This is a genomic window from Thermaurantiacus tibetensis (genome assembly GCF_015354055.1).
Lineage (GTDB): Bacteria > Pseudomonadota > Alphaproteobacteria > Sphingomonadales > Sphingomonadaceae > Thermaurantiacus > Thermaurantiacus tibetensis.
The window spans coordinates 602,047-620,064 of record NZ_JACHTM010000001.1; the positions used below are offsets into that span (position 1 = coordinate 602,047).

16 protein-coding genes are annotated in these 18,018 nt (G+C 71.8%); 6 read left to right on the forward strand and 10 right to left on the reverse strand.

Annotated elements, in window-relative coordinates; translation table 11 throughout:
- Positions 1 to 102: 102 nt before the first annotated feature.
- Positions 103 to 570 (reverse strand): Hsp20 family protein, encoded by a 468-nt coding sequence (locus H3H34_RS03045; protein WP_194743755.1) that lies wholly within the window; start codon positions 568 to 570, stop codon positions 103 to 105.
- A gap of 196 nt (positions 571 to 766) precedes the next feature.
- On the opposite strand from H3H34_RS03045, the gene alaS reads away from it, so the two are divergent.
- Complete coding sequence (gene alaS / locus H3H34_RS03050) at positions 767 to 3,436, forward strand: alanine--tRNA ligase (RefSeq protein WP_194743756.1); 2,670 nt, start codon at positions 767 to 769, stop codon at positions 3,434 to 3,436.
- Positions 3,437 to 3,440: 4 nt separating this feature from the next.
- Entirely contained in the window at positions 3,441 to 4,985 is a 1,545-nt protein-coding gene (locus H3H34_RS03055) for a Ppx/GppA family phosphatase (protein WP_194743757.1), read from the forward strand.
- On the opposite strand, the gene rnd is transcribed toward H3H34_RS03055, so the two are convergent.
- Entirely contained in the window at positions 4,879 to 6,144 is a 1,266-nt protein-coding gene (gene rnd / locus H3H34_RS03060) for a ribonuclease D (RefSeq protein ID WP_194743758.1), read from the reverse strand. The two genes, H3H34_RS03055 and rnd, sit on opposite strands and share 107 nt — an antisense overlap.
- Before the next feature lie 66 nt (positions 6,145 to 6,210).
- On the opposite strand from rnd, the gene aspS reads away from it, so the two are divergent.
- Positions 6,211 to 8,025, forward strand: coding sequence for an aspartate--tRNA ligase (gene aspS / locus H3H34_RS03065; RefSeq protein ID WP_194743759.1), 1,815 nt, complete (start codon positions 6,211 to 6,213; stop codon positions 8,023 to 8,025).
- A 160-nt stretch (positions 8,026 to 8,185) separates the two neighbouring features.
- Here the strand turns inward: aspS and H3H34_RS03070 are convergent, their stop codons facing one another.
- From H3H34_RS03070 to H3H34_RS03105, 8 genes are all read right to left on the reverse strand, one after another.
- The gene (locus tag H3H34_RS03070; protein ID WP_235945251.1) at positions 8,186 to 8,632 is read right to left on the reverse strand and encodes a nuclear transport factor 2 family protein; all 447 of its coding nucleotides are present in this window, start codon (positions 8,630 to 8,632) and stop codon (positions 8,186 to 8,188) included.
- The gene (locus tag H3H34_RS03075) at positions 8,610 to 9,221 is read right to left on the reverse strand and encodes a thioredoxin family protein (RefSeq protein ID WP_235983257.1); all 612 of its coding nucleotides are present in this window, start codon (positions 9,219 to 9,221) and stop codon (positions 8,610 to 8,612) included. The genes H3H34_RS03070 and H3H34_RS03075 overlap by 23 nt, the downstream gene beginning before the upstream one ends.
- A 4-nt stretch (positions 9,222 to 9,225) precedes the next feature.
- Positions 9,226 to 11,325 (reverse strand): protein-disulfide reductase DsbD family protein, encoded by a 2,100-nt coding sequence (locus tag H3H34_RS03080; RefSeq protein WP_194743761.1) that lies wholly within the window; start codon positions 11,323 to 11,325, stop codon positions 9,226 to 9,228.
- 101 nt (positions 11,326 to 11,426) lie between these two features.
- Positions 11,427 to 11,912 (reverse strand): 30S ribosomal protein S9, encoded by a 486-nt coding sequence (gene rpsI, locus H3H34_RS03085; RefSeq protein ID WP_194743762.1) that lies wholly within the window; start codon positions 11,910 to 11,912, stop codon positions 11,427 to 11,429.
- On the reverse strand, positions 11,909 to 12,382 hold the full coding sequence (rplM, locus tag H3H34_RS03090) for a 50S ribosomal protein L13 (protein ID WP_194743763.1): 474 nt from the start codon (positions 12,380 to 12,382) through the stop codon (positions 11,909 to 11,911). The genes rpsI and rplM overlap by 4 nt, the downstream gene beginning before the upstream one ends.
- A gap of 91 nt (positions 12,383 to 12,473) precedes the next feature.
- Positions 12,474 to 12,845, reverse strand: a complete 372-nt coding sequence (locus H3H34_RS03095; protein ID WP_194743764.1) for a DUF2237 family protein — start codon at positions 12,843 to 12,845, stop codon at positions 12,474 to 12,476.
- Positions 12,842 to 13,171, reverse strand: a complete 330-nt coding sequence (cutA, locus tag H3H34_RS03100; protein WP_194743765.1) for a divalent-cation tolerance protein CutA — start codon at positions 13,169 to 13,171, stop codon at positions 12,842 to 12,844. The genes H3H34_RS03095 and cutA overlap by 4 nt, the downstream gene beginning before the upstream one ends.
- Positions 13,172 to 13,181: 10 nt before the next feature.
- Positions 13,182 to 14,231 (reverse strand): COX15/CtaA family protein, encoded by a 1,050-nt coding sequence (locus H3H34_RS03105; protein WP_194743766.1) that lies wholly within the window; start codon positions 14,229 to 14,231, stop codon positions 13,182 to 13,184.
- Between the two features lie 117 nt (positions 14,232 to 14,348).
- On the opposite strand from H3H34_RS03105, the gene H3H34_RS03110 reads away from it, so the two are divergent.
- The 3 genes from H3H34_RS03110 (at position 14,349) to H3H34_RS03120 (ending at position 17,977) form a co-directional block, all read left to right on the forward strand.
- Entirely contained in the window at positions 14,349 to 15,170 is an 822-nt protein-coding gene (locus tag H3H34_RS03110) for a phosphatidylserine decarboxylase (RefSeq protein ID WP_194743767.1), read from the forward strand.
- Positions 15,171 to 15,222: 52 nt separating this feature from the next.
- Positions 15,223 to 16,053: a CDP-alcohol phosphatidyltransferase family protein gene (locus H3H34_RS03115; protein ID WP_235945252.1), complete on the forward strand. Its 831-nt coding sequence runs from the start codon at positions 15,223 to 15,225 to the stop codon at positions 16,051 to 16,053.
- Positions 16,054 to 16,330: 277 nt separating this feature from the next.
- On the forward strand, positions 16,331 to 17,977 hold the full coding sequence (locus H3H34_RS03120) for a long-chain fatty acid--CoA ligase (RefSeq protein WP_235945253.1): 1,647 nt from the start codon (positions 16,331 to 16,333) through the stop codon (positions 17,975 to 17,977).
- Positions 17,978 to 18,018: the final 41 nt, after the last annotated feature.

The window sequence follows — 18,018 nt, forward strand, 5'->3', positions numbered from 1 at the left end:
GCGCCCTCCCGGTGCACAGGCCTAGCGGGCGTGGGCTGCGAACGAAAGGGGCCGGCGCTCAGGCCGGCCCCTGCCTCAGGCGTGCGCCCGGAAGATCCCGCGTCAGGCCGCGGCCTTCTCGCCCTCGAGGGCGGGCGCGGCAGCGCCGATCTCGACCTTGCGCGGCTTCTTGTGCTCGGGCACCTCGCGGACCAGCTCGATGTTGAGCAGGCCGTTCTCGTAGGTCGCACCCGTCACCTTGATCACGTCGGCAAGCTGGAAGCGGCGCTCGAACGCGCGCTTGGCGATGCCGCGGTGCAGGAAGGTGCGGCCCTCGGCCTTGTCATCCTCGGCCGCGCGGCCCGAGACCACCAGGCTGTTCTCCTGGACGGTGATGTCGAGTTCCGAGCGGTCGAAGCCGGCCACCGCCATGGTGATGCGGTAGCGGTCCTCGCCGAGCTTCTCGATGTTGTAGGGCGGAAACGCCGCGTCGGCGTCGGTCATCCGGGTCGCGATGTCGAGAAGCCGATTGAGGTTCTCAAACCCGATCGACGACCGGAGCAGGGGCGTGAAGTCGAAGGCAGTGCGCATGATCCATCCTTTCCCAAGCAATGGTTGCGTTTGTCCCGCCCGTTCCGGGCCGGGGCATCGGCTGCCGGCCCCATCCGGGCACCGGCGTCCGACACCTGTCAGATAGGAGAGGAGGGCCGGGCTTCAAGGGGCCGCCTTGCGCGCGCTTCCCTGGCGGCCCTATGGAACGGCGACCGACGCCAGCGCTGGACGAGGCATGACATCGACCGACGAGATCCGGCGAGAATTCCTCGCCCACTTCGCGCGCCATGGCCACGCGATCGTGCCCTCGGCGCCTCTCGTGCCGCGCAACGACCCGACGCTCATGTTCGTGAACGCCGGGATGGTGCCGTTCAAGAACGTCTTCACCGGCCTCGAGACGCGGCCCTACCTGACCGCCGCCTCCGCCCAGAAGTGCGTGCGCGCCGGCGGCAAGCACAACGATCTCGACAACGTCGGCTTCACCGCCCGGCACCACACCTTCTTCGAGATGCTGGGGAACTTCTCCTTCGGCGACTACTTCAAGGAAGAAGCCATCCGGCTTGCCTGGGAGCTGCTCACCGGCACCTGGGGCATTCCCGCCGAGCGGCTGACCGTCACCGTCTATCACGACGATGACGAGGCCCATGCGCTCTGGCGCCGCATCTCGGGGCTGCCCGAGGAGCGGATCGTCCGCATCGCCTCGTCCGACAACTTCTGGTCCATGGGCGACACCGGCCCGTGCGGCCCCTGCTCGGAGATCTTCTACGACCATGGGCCTGGCATCCCCGGCGGGCCTCCGGGGAGCCCCGATGCCGACGGCGACCGCTTCGTCGAGATCTGGAACCTCGTGTTCATGCAGTTCGACCAGCAGGCCGACGGCCGCCGCGTGCCGCTGCCGAAGCCCTCGATCGACACCGGCATGGGCCTCGAGCGCATCGCCGCCGTGCTCCAGGGCACGCACGACAACTTCGCGACCGACACCTTCCGCACGCTGATCGAGGCCTCCGGCGAGCTGACGGGCACGAGGGTCGACACGCCGCCCCATGCCGCTTCGCACCGGGTGATCGCCGACCATCTCAGGGCAAGCGGCTTCCTGATTGCCGACGGCGTGCTCCCGGCCAACGAGGGGCGCGGCTACGTGCTCCGGCGCATCATGCGCCGGGCCATGCGCCACGCCCATCTGCTCGGCGCGAAGGAGCCGCTCATGCACCGGCTGGTGCCGGCGCTCGTCCGCGCCATGGGAGCGGCCTACCCGGAGCTCGCCCGCGCCCAGCCGCTCGTCGAGGAGACGCTCAAGCTCGAGGAGACGCGCTTCCGCCAGACGCTCGAGAAGGGCCTGAAGCTCCTTGAGGAGGCAACTGCCGGCCTTGCGCCGGGCGCGGTGCTGCCGGGCGAGCTCGCCTTCCGGCTCTACGACACCTACGGCTTCCCGCTCGACCTCACCGAGGATGCGCTGCGCGCCCAAGGCCTGGGCGTGGACCGCGCCGGCTTCGAGGCGGCGATGGCCGAGCAGCGCGCGCGGGCGCGGGCGGCCTGGGCAGGCTCGGGCGAGCGGGGCGCGGAGGCGCTCTGGTTCGACCTCGCCGAGCGGCTGGGTGCCACCGACTTCGTCGGCTACGCCACCACCGAGGCCGAGGGCGTGGTGACGGCGCTGGTCCGCGACGGCGCCGAGGTGACCGAGGCCAGGGCCGGTGACCGGGTGATCCTGCTCGCCAACCAGACGCCCTTCTACGCCGAGTCCGGCGGCCAGGTGGGCGACAGCGGCACCATCACCGGCGAGGGCGGTCTCGTGATCCGGGTGGCCGACACGCAGAAGCCGCTCGGCCGCCTCCACGCCCATGAAGGCGTTGTCGAAAGCGGCATCGTGCGCGTGGGACAGCCGGTGCGGCTTGCGGTCGATGCCGAGCGGCGGGCTGCCATTCGCGCCAACCATTCGGCCACGCACCTGCTGCATGCCGCGCTCCGCGACGTTCTCGGGCCGCACGTCACCCAGAAGGGCTCGCTGGTGGCGCCAGACCGGCTTCGGTTCGACTTCTCGCACCCGAAGGCCCTGACGCCCGAGGAACTGGCGGCCATCGAGGACCTGGTCAACGCCGAGATCCGGGCGAACGTGCCCGCCACCACCCGGCTCATGACGCCCGAGGCGGCGATCGAGGCTGGCGCGCTCGCCCTCTTCGGCGAGAAATATGGCGAGGAAGTGCGGGTGCTTGGGCTCGGCCGGCCTCGCGCCGAGGGCGGCAGGCCCTTCTCGGTCGAGCTGTGCGGGGGTACCCACGTCTCGGCGACCGGTGACATCGGCCTGTTCCGCATCGTCTCGGAGTCCGCGGTGGCCGCAGGCGTGCGCCGGATCGAGGCGATGACGGGCGAGGGCGCGCGCCGGCACCTGCTGGCCCGCGAGGAGGCGCTGAAGCGCATCGCCGCCAGCCTCAAGGTGGCGCCGGAGGAAGCGGAAGCGCGCGCTGCGGCACTTGCCGAGACGGTCCGGCGGCTCGAGCGGGAGCTGGCCGAGGCGCGCAAGGCGCTTGCGCTGGCCGGCCCGGCCCAGGGCGATCCGGTCGAGCGCATCGGAGCCGTCGACTTCCTCGGCCGCTGCGTCCAGGGGGTCGAGCCGCGCGCGCTGAAGGGGCTGGTGGACGAAGCCAAGGCCAAGCTCGGCTCCGGCGTGGTGGCCTATGTGGCCGTCAACGACGGGCGCGCGAGCGTGGTGGCCGGTGTCACCGACGATCTCGTCGGCACGGTCTCGGCGGTCGACCTCGTGCGCACGGCGGCCGCTGCACTCGGTGGCCAGGGCGGCGGCGGCCGACCCGACATGGCCCAGGCCGGTGGCCCAGACGGCGCCCGCGCGGCCGAGGCGCTCGAGGCCATGCGCGCGCAGGTGCGCGCGGCGCTCGGCGTCCCTGCCTGAAGCCATGGACGCCCGCCTGGCTGCCGCGGTCGACGAGCCGGAGCGCGGCCTTCGTGCCGACCCTGCCTCGCCGCGGATTGCCATCATCGACATCGGCTCCAACTCGGTCAGGCTTGTCGTCTACCATGGCCTGTCCCGGGCGGCCCCGATCCTCTTCAACGAGAAGGTGATGGCCGGCCTCGGGCGCGGGGTGGCGGCGACCGGCGTGCTCGCGCCCGACACGGTGGAGGTGGCGGTTGCCGCGCTCGCCCGCTTCGCGCTGCTTGCGCGCGCCATGCAGGTCGACAGCCTGCGGGCGGTGGCGACGGCCGCCGTGCGGGAGGCCGTGAACGGCGCGGAGTTCGTCGCCCGGGTGCGTGCGGAGACGGGCCTCGAGGTGGAAGTGATCGACGGCGAGACCGAGGCGCGCGCGGCGGCCTTCGGCGTGATTGCCGGCATTCCCGACGCCAACGGCGTGGTGGGAGATCTCGGCGGCGGCTCGCTCGAGCTCGTGCGCGTGGCCGGAGGGGAGGCGCATGAGCGGGTCTCGCTGAAGCTCGGGGCGCTGCGCCTCGATGCTGCGCGGAGGAAGGGGGGCGCGCGGGCGCTGGCACGGTTCGTGACCGAGGCCCTCGAGGCCGTGGACTGGCAGCGGCTGGGCACGGGGCGCCCCTTCTACATGGTCGGCGGAAGCTGGCGCGCGCTCGCCCAGCTCCACATGCACCTGACCGACTGGCCACTGCCCGTCGTCCACCATCACGTCATGGAGCCCGACGCTGCCTCCCGCCTGGTGCGCACGCTGGCGCGGATCTCGCTCAAGTCGCTGCGCGACGTGCCCAGCATCTCCTCCGCGCGCGTGCCCCAGCTTCCCGGGGCGGCGCACCTTTTGCGCGCCGTCACCGAGCGCCTCTCCTCCTCTGCGATCATCGCCTCGGCCTACGGCCTCAGGGAGGGCCTGCTCTACCTTTCCCTGCCCGAGGCGGCGAAGGCGGAGGATCCGCTGCTGGCGGCGGCGCGCGCCGAAGCGCACCGCGCCGGACGCTTTTCCGACGGACGCGACTCTGCCGTGGGCGATGTCCTCCTCGCCTGGACCGATGGTCTCCTCGGCAGCGAGCCTGCGCCGCTGCGGCGCATCCGGCAGGCGGCCTGCCTCCTTGCCGACGTCGCCTGGCGCGCGCACCCCGACCTGCGGGCGGAGCGCGGGTTCGACATCGCGCTCCACGGCAACTGGGTCGGGATCGAGGCCGGCGAGCGGGCCATGCTCGCGCTCGCGCTGTTCGTGGCGAACGGAGGCGCGGTGCCCCACCCGCTCCTCGAGCCACTGGCGCGGCTGGCCTCACCCGAGGCGCTTGCCCGGGCGCGCCTGTGGGGCCTTGCGCTCCGGCTCGCCCAGCGGCTTGGCGGCGGCACGGCGGAGGCGCTGGCCGGCTCCGCAATCGGCGTTGCCGGGCGCGAGCTGCGCCTCAGCCTTCCGCGCGCGTCGGCCGCGCTCTACGGCGAGGCGGTCGCGCGGCGCCATCGTCTCCTCGCCGAGGCGCTTCAGCTGGAGCCGGTGCTGCGGCTGGCCTGAGGTCGGCTGCCGGCAGCATCCGCACGCGCCCGTTCTCGATGACGAAGCCGAGCCGGCCTTCGACGAGGGCGAGCGCATCCTCGCCGAAGAGTTCGCGCCGCCACCCCTCGAGGATGGGAAGCCCTTCGCGCACGCCAGCGGCAAGCGCCTCCATTTCCTCGCTGCGCGCAAGGAGACGCGGGGCCACGCCGGCCTCCTTCGCCCGGATCTTGAGCAAAAGCTTGAGCAGGTCGGCCACCAGCGCGGCGTTGGTCGAAAGCCCGGGGCGCGGCTCGCGCACCGGCTCCTCCGGCACGAAGGGTGCGGCTGCGGCAAGCGCCGCCATCAGCCGCTGGCCGATCGCGTTGGTCTGCCACGCCGGCGAGAGCCCGCGCACGCGCGCGAGCTCGGCCTGGGTTGCGGGCGGGTGGGCGGCGAGGTCGAGCAGCGTCTCGTCCTTGGCGATCCGGCCGCGGGGCACGTTCTTGTCCATCGCCTCCCGCTCGCGCCAGGCGGCAAGGGCCTTGAGGCGGCCGAGCACCTCGGGCTTGCGGCCGGGAAGCTTCAGGCGCTGCCACGCGGTCTCGGGGTCCACCCGGTAGTTCGCCGGGTCGACGAGGCGCGCCATCTCCTCGTCGAGCCAGGCGCCCCGGCCGCTCTTCCGGAGCGCATCCAGCATCCGCGGGAAGAGCTCGGCGAGATGCGTCACGTCGCCGATGGCGTACTGGAGCTGCCGGTCGCTCAGCGGCCGGCGCGCCCAGTCGGTGAAGCGGGCGCCCTTGTCGATGGCGTGGCCGGTGAAGTGCGCGACAAGGTGCGCATAGGAGGCCTGTTCGCCGAGGCCGAGCGCCATGGCGGCCACCTGGGTGTCGAAGAGCGGCTGCGGCACGCGCCCGGTCAGGTTGAAGAAGATCTCGATGTCCTGGCTGCCCGCATGCATGACCTTGAGGAGATCGTCCTTGCCCAGAAGGTCGAGGAAGGGCGCGAGGTCGAGTCCCTCGGCCAACGGATCGATGACGGCCGCCTCCTCGGCGGTCGCCACCTGGATGAGACAGAGCTCGGGCCAGTAGCTGTTCTCGCGGATGAACTCGGTGTCGACCGCGATGAACTCCGCCTGGCCCATCCGCGCCATGAGGTCAGCAAGCCGCTCCTGGTCGGCGATGGGGGGGTGGATGCGCACGGGGCACTCCTAGCCCGCTGCCGCTGCCTTGACAAAGCGCCCCCCGGCCCCGTTGAAGCGCGGCGCATGTCATCTCCCTTAGGCCCGCTCCCGCCTTACCGCACGCACCACTGCGCGGCGCTCCGCACCGATCATGTCGGCCAGACCGTCAGGCTGTCCGGCTGGGTCCACCGCCGCCGCGACCACGGCGGCCTGCTCTTCGTCGACCTGCGCGATCACTTCGGCATCACCCAGCTCGTTGCCACTGCCGGCTCCGAGGCGCTGCGGCTGCTTGAGCACGTGCGGCTCGAATCGGTCATCACCGTGACAGGCGAGGTGGTCGCCCGCACGCCCGAGACGGTGAACGCAGCGCTTCCCACCGGCGCGGTCGAGGTGAGGGTCCGTGAGGTGGTCGTGCAGTCGGAAGCCGCCGAGCTCCCCATGCCGGTCGCGACCGAAGCCGACTACCCCGAGGAGATCCGGCTGCGCTACCGCTTCCTCGACCTCCGGCGCGAGCGGCTGCACCAGAACATCATGCTGCGCTCGGCCGTCATTGCCTCGCTCCGGCGGCGGATGATGGAGGCGGGCTTCACCGAGTTCCAGACGCCCATCCTGACCGCCTCGAGCCCTGAAGGCGCGCGGGACTTCCTCGTGCCCTCCCGGCTGCACCCGGGGAAGTTCTACGCGCTTCCGCAGGCACCGCAGATGTTCAAGCAGCTGCTGATGGTGGCGGGCTTCGACCGCTACTTCCAGATCGCGCCCTGCTTCCGTGACGAGGACGCCCGCGCCGACCGCTCGCCTGGCGAATTCTACCAGCTCGACTTCGAGATGAGCTTCGTCACCCAGGAGGACGTCTTCGCCGCGATCGAGCCGGTGCTGGCCGGGGTGTTCGAGGAGTTCGCCGGCTTCCGCCGAGCGGCGCCCTGGGCGGTGACGCAGCCGCCGTTCCCGCGCATCCCCTATGCCGAGGCGATGCTGCGCTACGGCACCGACAAGCCCGACCTTCGGAACCCGCTCGTCATCCGTGACGCGACCGATGCGTTCCGCGGGTCCGGCTTCTCCCTCTTCGCCCGGGTCGTGGACGGCGGTGGCGTGGTGCGGGCCATCCCCGCGCCGGGAACCGCCGACCGGCCGCGCAGCTTCTTCGATGACATGAACGCCTGGGCGCGCGACGAGGGCTTCCCCGGCCTCGGCTATGTCACGGCCAAGGGCGGTGTCTTCGGCGGCCCCATTGCGAAGAACCACGGCGAGGAGGCGACGCGGGCGCTCTGGGAGGCGCTCGGCCTCGGGCCGGACGATGGCTGCTTCTTCGCCGCCGGCGAGGAGGCCGCCGCGGCGAAGCTCGCCGGCCTTGCCCGCACGCGCGTCGGCGAGGCGCTCGCCCTCGTCGAGCGCGACGCCTTCCGCTTCTGCTGGATCGTCGACTTCCCGATGTACGAGCGGGATCCCGAGACCGGGAAGATCGCGTTCAGCCACAACCCCTTCTCGATGCCGCAGGGCGGCCTCGAGGCGCTCGAGACCAGGGATCCGCTCGAGATCCTCGCCTACCAGTACGACATCGTGTGCAACGGGGTCGAACTGTCGTCGGGCGCCATCCGCAACCACCGGCCCGACATCATGTACAAGGCCTTCGCGATTGCCGGCTACGGGCCGGACGAAGTGGACCGGCGCTTCTCCGGCATGATCAACGCGCTGAAATACGGCGCGCCGCCGCACGGCGGCTCGGCGCCCGGCGTGGACCGGATCGTGATGCTGCTTGCCGACGAGCCGAACCTTAGGGAAGTGGTGGTCTTTCCGATGAACCAGAAGGCCGAGGACCTGATGATGGGCGCACCCTCGGAAGTGAGCGAGCGGCAGCTCCGGGAACTCTCGATCCGCGTGGTGGCGCCTCCGCGGGGCTGAGTGCGCCCCCGCGGGGCCGGGCGGCTCGGCTGCGGCACGGGCGAGGGCGAGGAGCCGGCGCAGTCGGCGGGCGCACTCCCTCCAATCCCGCTCCGCTGCCCTCGCCGGCCCGCTACGGCGCCTGCCCTAGCCCGCCCCGGCGCGCGCGGGAGGCCCGCGGTCAGGCCTGGGCCGCCGCCTTCTGGAGCTGTTCGCCCATCAGCCGGTGGAGGAGGTTGATGGCCTTGAGCGGCCGCACCATCACCGTGAAGTGGGTGATGCGCCCCGCCGCATCCCAGGTGATCATGTCGATGCCGTTGACGTGGAGGCCCTCCACCTCCTGCTCGAACTCGAGCACGACGCTCCGTGGCCCCCGCCACTCGCCGACGTAGCGGAAGCCCGGCCCGCCAAGCACCTGGTCCGCGCTCGTCAGGTAGCGGAAGACGATGTCGCGACCGCGCTGGGGCGTGTGGACCACCGGGCTTTCGAACACGGCTTCCGGGTGGAGCCAGTCCCACAGCGCCTGCCGGTCGTGCGACTGCACATAGGCCCGCCAGCGGGCAACGAGCGAGTCGAGGTCGGGGCCGGTCTCGGCCAGGGCCTGCTCAGTATTTGACGGAGCAGCCATAGGGCCGGCTGGTGGGGTTGGCGACGGGACGGCCGGCCTTGAGGTCGGCGAGCGCAAGCGTCACGAAGTTGCGCGCCTTGGCGATGTCGGCGCTGTTCGCCGACTGGATGTCGTCGATGCCTCCGGCGTAGACCAGCGTGCCAGCCGGGTCGATCACGAACATGTGCGGCGTGGTGCGCGCGTCATACGCGCGGCCGATGGTGCCGCTCGGGTCGGGGATGTAGGCGGTCGCGGCAACCCCGTTCGCGCGGATGAAGGCGTTGGCCTGCTCGGGCGTGAGGTGGCCCTGCTTTCCGGGCGCGCCGCTGTTGACCACCAGCCAGACCACCCCGTCCCGGCGGGCATCGGCCTGGAGCTTCTGCATGGCGCCCGGCTCGTAGAACTTCTTGACGAACGGGCACTCGGGGTTGAACCACTCCAGCACCACGGTGCGCCCGCGGAAGTCGGAAAGGCTCACGGTCTTGCCCTTGCTGTCGGTGGCGGAGAAGGCCGGCGCCGGCTGGCCGACGGTGGGGGCGGCAACGGACGGCCCGCAGGCAGCGAGCGCGGCGGCGGTGGCGGCAGCCATCAGGACTCGGGTCATGGGCATCTCCCTAGGTCGAAGCGGATGAACCGGAGGTTGCAAGGCTTGTGAGCATCTCGACGGTAAGAAGCTGGGGAAGCTCCGTCACCTGCCCGTTGGCGCCGTAGAAGAGATAGAGCGGAATCCCGGCGCGCCCGCGCGATTCGAGGAAGCGGGCGATCTCCGGGTCGGGCCGGGTCCAGTCCCCCACCATCACGGTGATTCCGGCCTTCCGGAATGCCTCGGCGACGCGCGGGCTCGCCAGCGCCCCGCGCTCGTTCACCTTGCAGGTGATGCACCAGTCGGCGGTGAAGTAGAGGAAGGTGGGCGTGCCGCGCGCAGTCAGTTCGGCAAGCGCAGCCGGCGAGAAGGCCACGCCCTCCAGGCCCTCCGGCGCTGCCGCCGCCGCGTGGGCGGCGCCATCGCCTGGAAGGCGCGGGAGCAGGGCAGGCGCGGCAAGGGCAGCCACGAGGGAGAGAAGGGCGGGCACGGCAGCCGACGCGAGGCGCGCCTGGCGGAGGCCCGTCCACCAGAGCGCCAGCGCGACGAGAAGGGCTGCGACCAGGCCGAAGGCCAGCGCGTTCACGCCCGCCTGGCGGCCGAGCACCCAGGCGAGCGCGACGGCCGTCATGAGCATCGGAATGGCGAGAAGCCGGCGGAAGCTCTGCATCCAGGGGCCCGGCCGGGGCAGGGCCCGGCGGAGCGCGGGAACGAAGCCGACGAGCAGGAAGGGGAGGGCAAGCCCCAGCCCCAGGCCTGCGAACACCGCAAGCCCGGCTGCCGTCGGCAGCACCAGTGCTGCGCCGAGCGCGCCGGCCATGAACGGGCCCGTGCAGGGCGTGGCGATGAAGGCGGCCAGCAGGCCGGTGCCGAAGGCGCCGCGCGCGCCCGGCCGCGCAGAGGCGGGCCCGGCGCTGGCAAGACTGCCCAGGTTGAGCTCGAACAGCCCGGCGAAGTTGAGGCCGATCGCGAGGCACAGCAGCATCAGGAGCAGGATGACGCGCGGGTCCTGCAGCTGGAAGGCCCAGCCCGCGCCCGCGCCGGCGCGCGCGAGCGCAATCGCCGCAGCGCCCAGCGCGAGGCAGGCGAGCACCACGCCGGCGGTATAGGCAAGGCCCTCGGTGCGGGCCGCCGCGGGTGAGGTGCCCGCCTTGGCGAGGCTCATCGCCTTGAGAGACAGGATCGGGAAGACGCAGGGCATGAGGTTGAGGAGGAGGCCGCCGAGAAGGGCAAGGCCGAAGGCGCTCCAGAAGCCGGCCCCGGCCGTCTTCGCTGTGGGCGGCGCAAGCGGCTGCCCCGGAGGTACTGCGGCTTCGACGAGCGCCAGCTCGAAGCCGATGACCGAACCGTCGGCCCGCTCGACCCTGAGGACGCCGCCGGCCGGTGACGCGCCCGGGCCCGGCTTGGCCGCCGCCGCGGTCTCGATGAGGAGCGTACCCTCGTGCGCGAGAAGCCGCTGCGGGGCGGACATCACGAGAAGGTCGTGCGCGTAGGGGAAGAAGTGCGCGGCCGTCACGTCTGCGGCGGGAACCGGTGTCTTCAGGCGGAACCGGCCGTCGGCGAGCGTGAATGGCGCCCCCGCCCGGTCGGGAGGCGGCAGCGGCAGGGCCGCGCGAGCGGCCGCGAACCGGGGCGCAACCGCAGGATCGGGCGTGCCGTCGCCCACGGCAAGGGGAAGCGACAGCTCGGCCGACTCGGGCACGCAGACGCTGTCGTCGCAGACCAGCCAGTCGAGCTTCACGCCGAGCGGGAAGGAGCCGGAGAGCTCGTCCGGAAGGGTCACGTCGGCAAGGAGGACGGCCTCGCCCTCGAAGACGTGGTTCATGATGCCGCCGACCAGGTAGGTCTTCGGCACCGGGTAGCGGAAGGCGGAGACGCGCGCGCCCTCGGGCAGGCGCCATTCGGCCCGCGTCTCGATTCCCGCCTCGCCGGGGTTGACCCAGTAGGTGTGCCAGCCCGGGCGCGCGGTCATGGAGACGGCGACGGTGAAGGTCCTGCCCGCCGCAGGCGTCCGGGTCTCCGAGAGGAGCTCGACCCGGGTGTTCGGCTGCTCGGAGACGCTCGCGGCCATGGCCCTGCCATGCCAGCAGGAGAGCATCAGCCCAAGGAGGAGGACCAGGCGCGCGAGCATCGCGCGAGCGACATAGGCGCGCGAGGGCCCGAGGCCAAGCGGTGCCGCCGCGGCCTAGAGCCCTTCGCGCCCGCTCCGGCGCGGCCCTCGCCTCCGGCCGCCTAGCGCTTCGAGAACTGGAAGCTGCGGCGGGCCTTGCGCTTGCCGTACTTCTTGCGCTCGACGACGCGGCTGTCGCGGGTAAGGAGGCCGGCCTGCTTCACGACGGTGCGCAGCGCCGGTTCGTAGCGGGTGAGCGCCTGGGCGATGCCGTGCTTGACGGCCCCGGCCTGGCCGGAAAGGCCGCCACCGGAGACGGTGGCCACCACGTCATACTGCCCGCGCCGCTCGGCCACGTCGAACGGCTGGTTGATGATGAGACGAAGCGTCGGCCGGGCGAAGTAGACCGCCTGGTCGCGGCCATTCACCTCGATCTTCCCCGTGCCCGGCTTCAGCCAGACGCGCGCCACGGCGTCCTTCCGGCGGCCGGTCGCGTAGGCGCGGCCGAACTTGTCAAGGATCTGCGGCCGGAGCGCCACCGGCTCGGCAGCGGGCGGCTCGGCAGCGGCAGGGCCAAGTGCCGCAAGCGTATCGAGGGTCTCGCTCATGCCGTCACCTTGTTCTTGCGGTTCATTGCCGCCACATCGAGCACTTCGGGGTTCTGCGCGGCGTGCGGGTGCTCGGGGCCCCGGAAGACCCGGAGGTTGCGCATCTGCCGGCGGCCGAGCGGCCCGCGCGGGATCATCCGCTCGACAGCCTTCTCGATCACCCGTTCCGGGAAGCGGCCCGCGAGGAGCTTGTCGGCCCGCACCTCCTTGATGCCGCCGGGGTAGCCCGTGTGCCGGTAGTAGACCTTCTGGCTGGCCTTGCGGCCGGTGAAGCGGACTTTCTCGGCGTTGATCACGATGACATTGTCGCCGCAGTCCACGTGCGGGCTGTACTGGGCCTTGTGCTTGCCGCGCAGGCGGTTGGCGATGATGGATGCCAGACGGCCGACGACGAGGCCGTCGGCATCGATCAGGATCCACTTCTTGTTGACCTCGGCGGGCTTCACCGCGGCCGTGCTTCGCGTCAGCATGGCATCTCTCTCGTCCGTGCGAGGGCGGCGCCATAGTCCTGACGCGCTGCAACCGCAAGCCCTGACGCGCGTTTCCGACTGTGGTATTATGCTACCTCGGCTCCGCGGCGTGCGCACGCAGGTCGGCCAACCGCACCACCTCGAGGGCCTGCGCATGGGTCGCCTCCAGCACGACCGGCGGGGCAACCCCGGCGCGCCGCGCTTCCTCCCAGCGGGCGCTGCAGAGGCACCAGCGGTCCCCCGGCTTCAGCCCCGGGAAGGCGAACTCGGGCCGTGGTGTCACGAGATCGTTGCCGCGCGCGGCGGAGAAGGCGAGGAATGCGGCCGTCACCTCGGCGCAGACATGGTGGCGGCCAACGTCGCCGGGAAGCGCCCGGCAGCAGCCATCCCTGAGCCAGCCGGTCAGAGGCTCGAGCGAGCAGGGCTGGAGCGGGCCGCCCAGCACGTTGCGGTCGGCGCTCATGCGGGCGTGCCCTCGGCTTCCAGCCTGACCCATTCGGCATAGGCCTCGAGCGCCCTGTCGACCGGCCAGACGGTGATGGCCGGCACCTCGTAGCCGTGGCGCCCGGCGATCGCGGCAATCAGCGCCTCGGCCCGGTCGGCGCGGGTCTTGAAGATTGCCGGCACCTCGTCGGCCTCCTCGACCCGGCCCTGCCAGCGGTAGATCGAGCGGCAGGGCCCGAGCAGGTTGGCGCAGGCGGCGAGGCGCGCCTCGACCATCTCGCGGGCGATGCGCTCGGCCTCCGCCCGGTCGGCGAACACGACGTAGACCGAGACGAGCGCGGTCATCGCAGGCGCGTCAGGCAGGGCGCGCCCGGCCGGCGACATGGGCCGCCCAAGCGGACGCCGCCACGACGAGCGCGCCCACCGCCTGGTGGGAGGCCGCGGCCCAGAGCGGCATGGCGAGGACGACCGTTGCGATGCCGAGGAGGATCTGCACGCCGAACGCCGTGTGGAGCGCGACCGAGGCCGCGCGGTCGCCGGCGGCGCGGGCGCGCCGGGCGAGCACCACCAGCGCGACGACGGTCACGAACGCCCACCAGCGGTGGATGAAGTGGGTGAGGAACGGATCGTCGACGAAGGTCCGCGAGCCCACCCAGGTGACGCCGCGCGGGAACAGGTCGCCGTTCATGAGCGGCCAGGTGGAGGAAACGTAGCCTGCGTTGAGCCCCGCGACCCAGGCGCCGAACAGCAGCTGGAGGAAAAGGACCGAGAGCACGAGAACCGCAGTCGGGGTGAGGCGGGCAGGGCGCGCGCCAGGGTCACGCGCAAGCGCGGCGAGGTCGAGCGCGGTCCAGACGAGACCGCCGAGAATGAGGAGCGCGGTCAGCAGGTGGACCGAAAGCCGCACGTGGCTCACCTCGGTGCCGGTCCACAGGCCCGAGGTCACCATCCACCAGCCGATCGCGCCCTGGAGGCCACCGAGGGCAAGGAGGGCGAGAAGGCGCGCGTGATAGCCAGCCGGTATGGCCCGCTTCCACCAGAACCAGGCGAGCGGCAGGGCGAAGGCAAGGCCGATGAGCCGCCCGAGCAGGCGGTGAAACCATTCCCAGAAGTAGATGACCTTGAAGGCCGAGAGCGTCATGCCGGCATTCTGCGCCGCATACTGGTAGGTCTCGCGATACTTCGCGAACTCCGCTTCCCAGGCGGCGTCCGACAGAGGCGGGAGCGCGCCCGTCACCGGCTTCCACTCGGTGATCGAGAGGCCGGATTCGGTGAGACGGGTGATGCCGCCCACCACCACCATGACCCAGACGAGGGCGGCAACGCCGAGAAGCCAGGCGGCAAGCGCGGCCGGGCGGGCGCGCGGCAAGGCGGACAGCTGCGACGAGGCGGCAAGCGTGGCCATGGCGCGGCCCTAGCTTGCCTGCGCCGGGCGGGGAAGGGGCACGCCGGCCGCACGCCCGACGTCGCCCGATCGTCGGCAGGGCTTCGCTTTCCGGCCTCGAGCGCCTAGGGTTGGCCCATGACCAACGAGGAGCCGCGCGGGCCTGCCGCCGAGACAGGGCTGCCGGCGGCCAATGGCGTAAGCCCGCCTTCCGGCGCGAGCCTGTCGCCCGAGCGGCCGGTGGCCGGGCGCACGGACCCAGACGGGGGGCCGTCCCGGCCCGCGGAGTGGCGCTGGCCTTCCATCCACCGCGAGGGCTGGCGGTTCGTGGGCGGCGCTGCTGCCGTCGCCGCCATGTCGGCCCTCCTGGGCTGGAGCGGCCTTGCCTGGGCTGCGCTTGCGGCAAGCGTGGCCATCGCTGCCTTCTTCCGCGACCCCGAGCGCGTGACCCCGGATGGCGACGACCTTCTCGTCGCCCCGGCAGACGGCCTCGTCAGCCAGATCGCCGAAGTGGAGGTGCCGCGCCAGCTCGTCGGCCCCGACGGGCTCGCGGCCGGGCGCTGCACCCGCATCTCGATCTTCCTCTCCGTCTTCGATGTCCACGTGAACCGCGCGCCGCTGGCCGGAACCGTGCGGCGGATCGTCTATGTTCCGGGCCTGTTCCTCAATGCGAACATCGACAAGGCGAGCGAGGACAACGAACGGAGCCTGATGGTGATCGAGGGGTTCGACGGCACGCGCGTCGGCGTCGTCCAGATCGCCGGCCTTGTGGCGCGGCGGATCGTGACCTTCGTACATGAGGGCGCGATGCTGGCAGCCGGCCAGCGCTACGGCCTCATCCGCTTCGGCAGCCGGACCGATCTCTACGTGCCCGCCGGCTGGGCGGTGACCGTCCGCAAGGGCCAGCGCGCGGTCGGCGGCGAGACGGTGCTCGCGCGGCGGGAGGCTCGGCGTGGATGAGCGCCCCGACCGCTGGGCGCCACCAGCGCGCCTTGGCGCCATGCCCTTGCGCATGCTCTTGCCGAACGCGATCACCATGCTCGCGCTTGCCGCGGGGGCCACGGGCGTACGCTTCGCGATCGGCGCCGAGTTCGACAAGGCGGCCGCCGCCATCGTGGTCGCGGCCGTCCTCGACGGGCTCGACGGGCGGGTGGCGCGGCTGCTCCGGGGCACCAGCCGGTTTGGCGCGGAGCTCGACTCGCTCTCCGACGTAACGGCCTTCGGGGTTGCCCCGGCGCTCATCCTCTATCTCTGGGCGCTCGACGATGTCGGCCGCTTCGGCTGGGTGGTCGCGCTGGCCCTTGCCATCTGCTGCGCGCTGCGCCTTGCCCGCTTCAACGCCGCGCTTGACGTCGAGGACGAGCCGCGCCGGCGGCTGGGCTTTCTCACGGGCGTGCCGGCGCCTGCCGGTGCCGGCCTTGCGCTCTCGCCCCTGTTCCTGAGCCTGGCGCTCGACGGGCCGCTCGATGACGTACCCGAGCTGCGCGGCGCGGTTGCCGGCGTCGTCACGCTGCTTGCCGCCGGCCTCATGGTCTCGACGCTGCCCACGTGGAGCACAACGTCACTTCGTCTGCCGCCCGAGGCGCGGGTGCCGGTGCTGGCCGCGGTCGGGCTTGCGGCCGCGTTCCTCGCGCTCTCGCCGTGGGGCACGCTCTTCGTGCTGGCGCTGCTCTACGCCCTCTCGCTTCCTTTCGCCTGGGCAAGCTACCGCCGCCGCCGGGCCGCCCTTTCCGCCGGGGATGGATCACCCGCCTCCGCCGCCCCTGGGCCGCCGGGCCCGTCCGGACCGCCGGAACCGTTCGGAGCAGCGCCACCCGGCGACTCCTCCTCGAAAGGCCGGTGACGCCGGAGCGACGGGCGCCGGCGGGACGGCGAGGCTGCTCCCCTCAGCCCCGGCCCTCAAGCACGCTGAGGAGGAGCGCCCGCCGGCGCCCGAGCATCCCCGCGGCAAGGCCGGCGAGCAGCAGCAGGGCGGTGATTGAAACCAGGGCCATCCGTCCTCCTCCCGGCTGCGGCGCCGGACCGAATCGCCGAGATATGTTCCTGTTCTGTTCTCTTCCTGTCAAGGCGCTTGGCTTGGGGCGCAGGCTTCTGGTAGCCCGCGGCCCGGGAGGTTTCGCATGATCCACGGGAAGATGCAGGATTGGCCGCTCCTGGTGTGGAAGCTCATCGACCACGCGGCCGAGAACCACGGCCAGCGCGAGGTGGTGAGCCTCACCTGCGAGGGCCGGCTCGACCGCTCCACCTGGCGCAGCGTGCACGGCCGGGCGAAGCGCGTGGCCGAGGCGCTGCGCCGGCTTGGCATCCGCCCCGGGGACCGGGTGGCAACGCTCGCCTGGAACACCCACCGGCACGTCGAGAGCTGGTACGGCATCTCGGGCATGGGGGGCGTTGCCCACACCATCAACCCGCGCCTGTTCGAAGACCAGATCGTCTACATCGCCAACCACGCCGAGGACCGGGTGCTGTTCCTCGACCTCACCTTCGTGAAGCTCGTCGAGCGGCTCGCGCCCCGCTTCGAGACGATCGAGACCTATGTGCTCCTCACCGACCGCGAGCACATGCCGGACAAGACTTCGCTCGACTTCCTCTGCTACGAGGACTGGATTGCGGGCGTGCCCGACGATGCGCCGTGGACGGAGGTGGAAGAGACGGCGCCTGCCGGCCTCTGCTACACGTCCGGCACCACCGGCAACCCCAAGGGCGTGGAATATACGCACCGCTCCAACGTGCTCCACGCCATGGCCGCGTGCATGACGGACACCTTCGCGGTCGGCGCGCGCTCGGTCATCATGCCCATCGCGCCCATGTACCACGCCAACGCCTGGTCGATCCCCTACACGGCGGCAGCGTGCGGGGCGAAGCTGGTGATGGGCGGGCCCAACTTCGACGCGCCCACGCTCCAGCGGCTCATCGTCGACGAGAAGGTCGACCTTGCGCTTGCGGTGCCGACCATCTGGCTCTCGATGATGCAGCACCTCGAGAAGACCGGCGGCAACCTCGGGTCGCTCACCCGCACCGGTGTCGGCGGTTCGGCCGTGCCGCAGAGCATGATCGAGACCTACGACCGGCTCTACAACGTCCGCGTGATCCAGCTCTGGGGCATGACCGAGATGTCCCCGCTCGGCACCGTCGGCACGCCGCTCCCCGAGGTGGCCGCGCTGCCTTACGAGGAGGAGATGGCCTATCGCGTGAAGCAGGGCCGGCCCATCTTCGGGGTGGAAATGTGCCTGAAGGACGACGAGGGCCGGGTGCTGCCGCGCGACGGCAAGACCTTCGGCCGGCTGATGGTGCGCGGGCCCTGGGTGGTGGGCCGCTACTTCAAGGGCGACGGCGGCGAGATCCTCGATGCCGACGGCTGGTTCGACACCGGCGACGTCGCCACCATCGACCCGCTCGGCTACATGCAGATCGTCGACCGCGCCAAGGACGTCATCAAATCCGGCGGGGAGTGGATTTCCTCCATCGATCTCGAGAACATCGCCGTCGGCTGCCCCGGCATCGCCGAGGCCGCGGTCATCGGCCTGCCGCACCCGAAGTGGGACGAGCGGCCGCTTCTCGTCCTCGTCCGCAAGGAGGGGGCGGCCGTGACCGAGGCCGACGTCAGGGCCTATCTTGCGGACAAGATCGCGAAATGGTGGATGCCGGACGCGATCGTGTTCGTGGACGAGATCCCGCACACCGCCACCGGCAAGATCAAGAAGGTGGCGCTGCGCGAGCAGTTCCGCGACTTCGTGCTGCCGACCGCCGAGCCCGCCCGCGCCTGACGGCGGTGGGGCGGCAGGGGGGGCGGCCGTTGGGCGGCAGG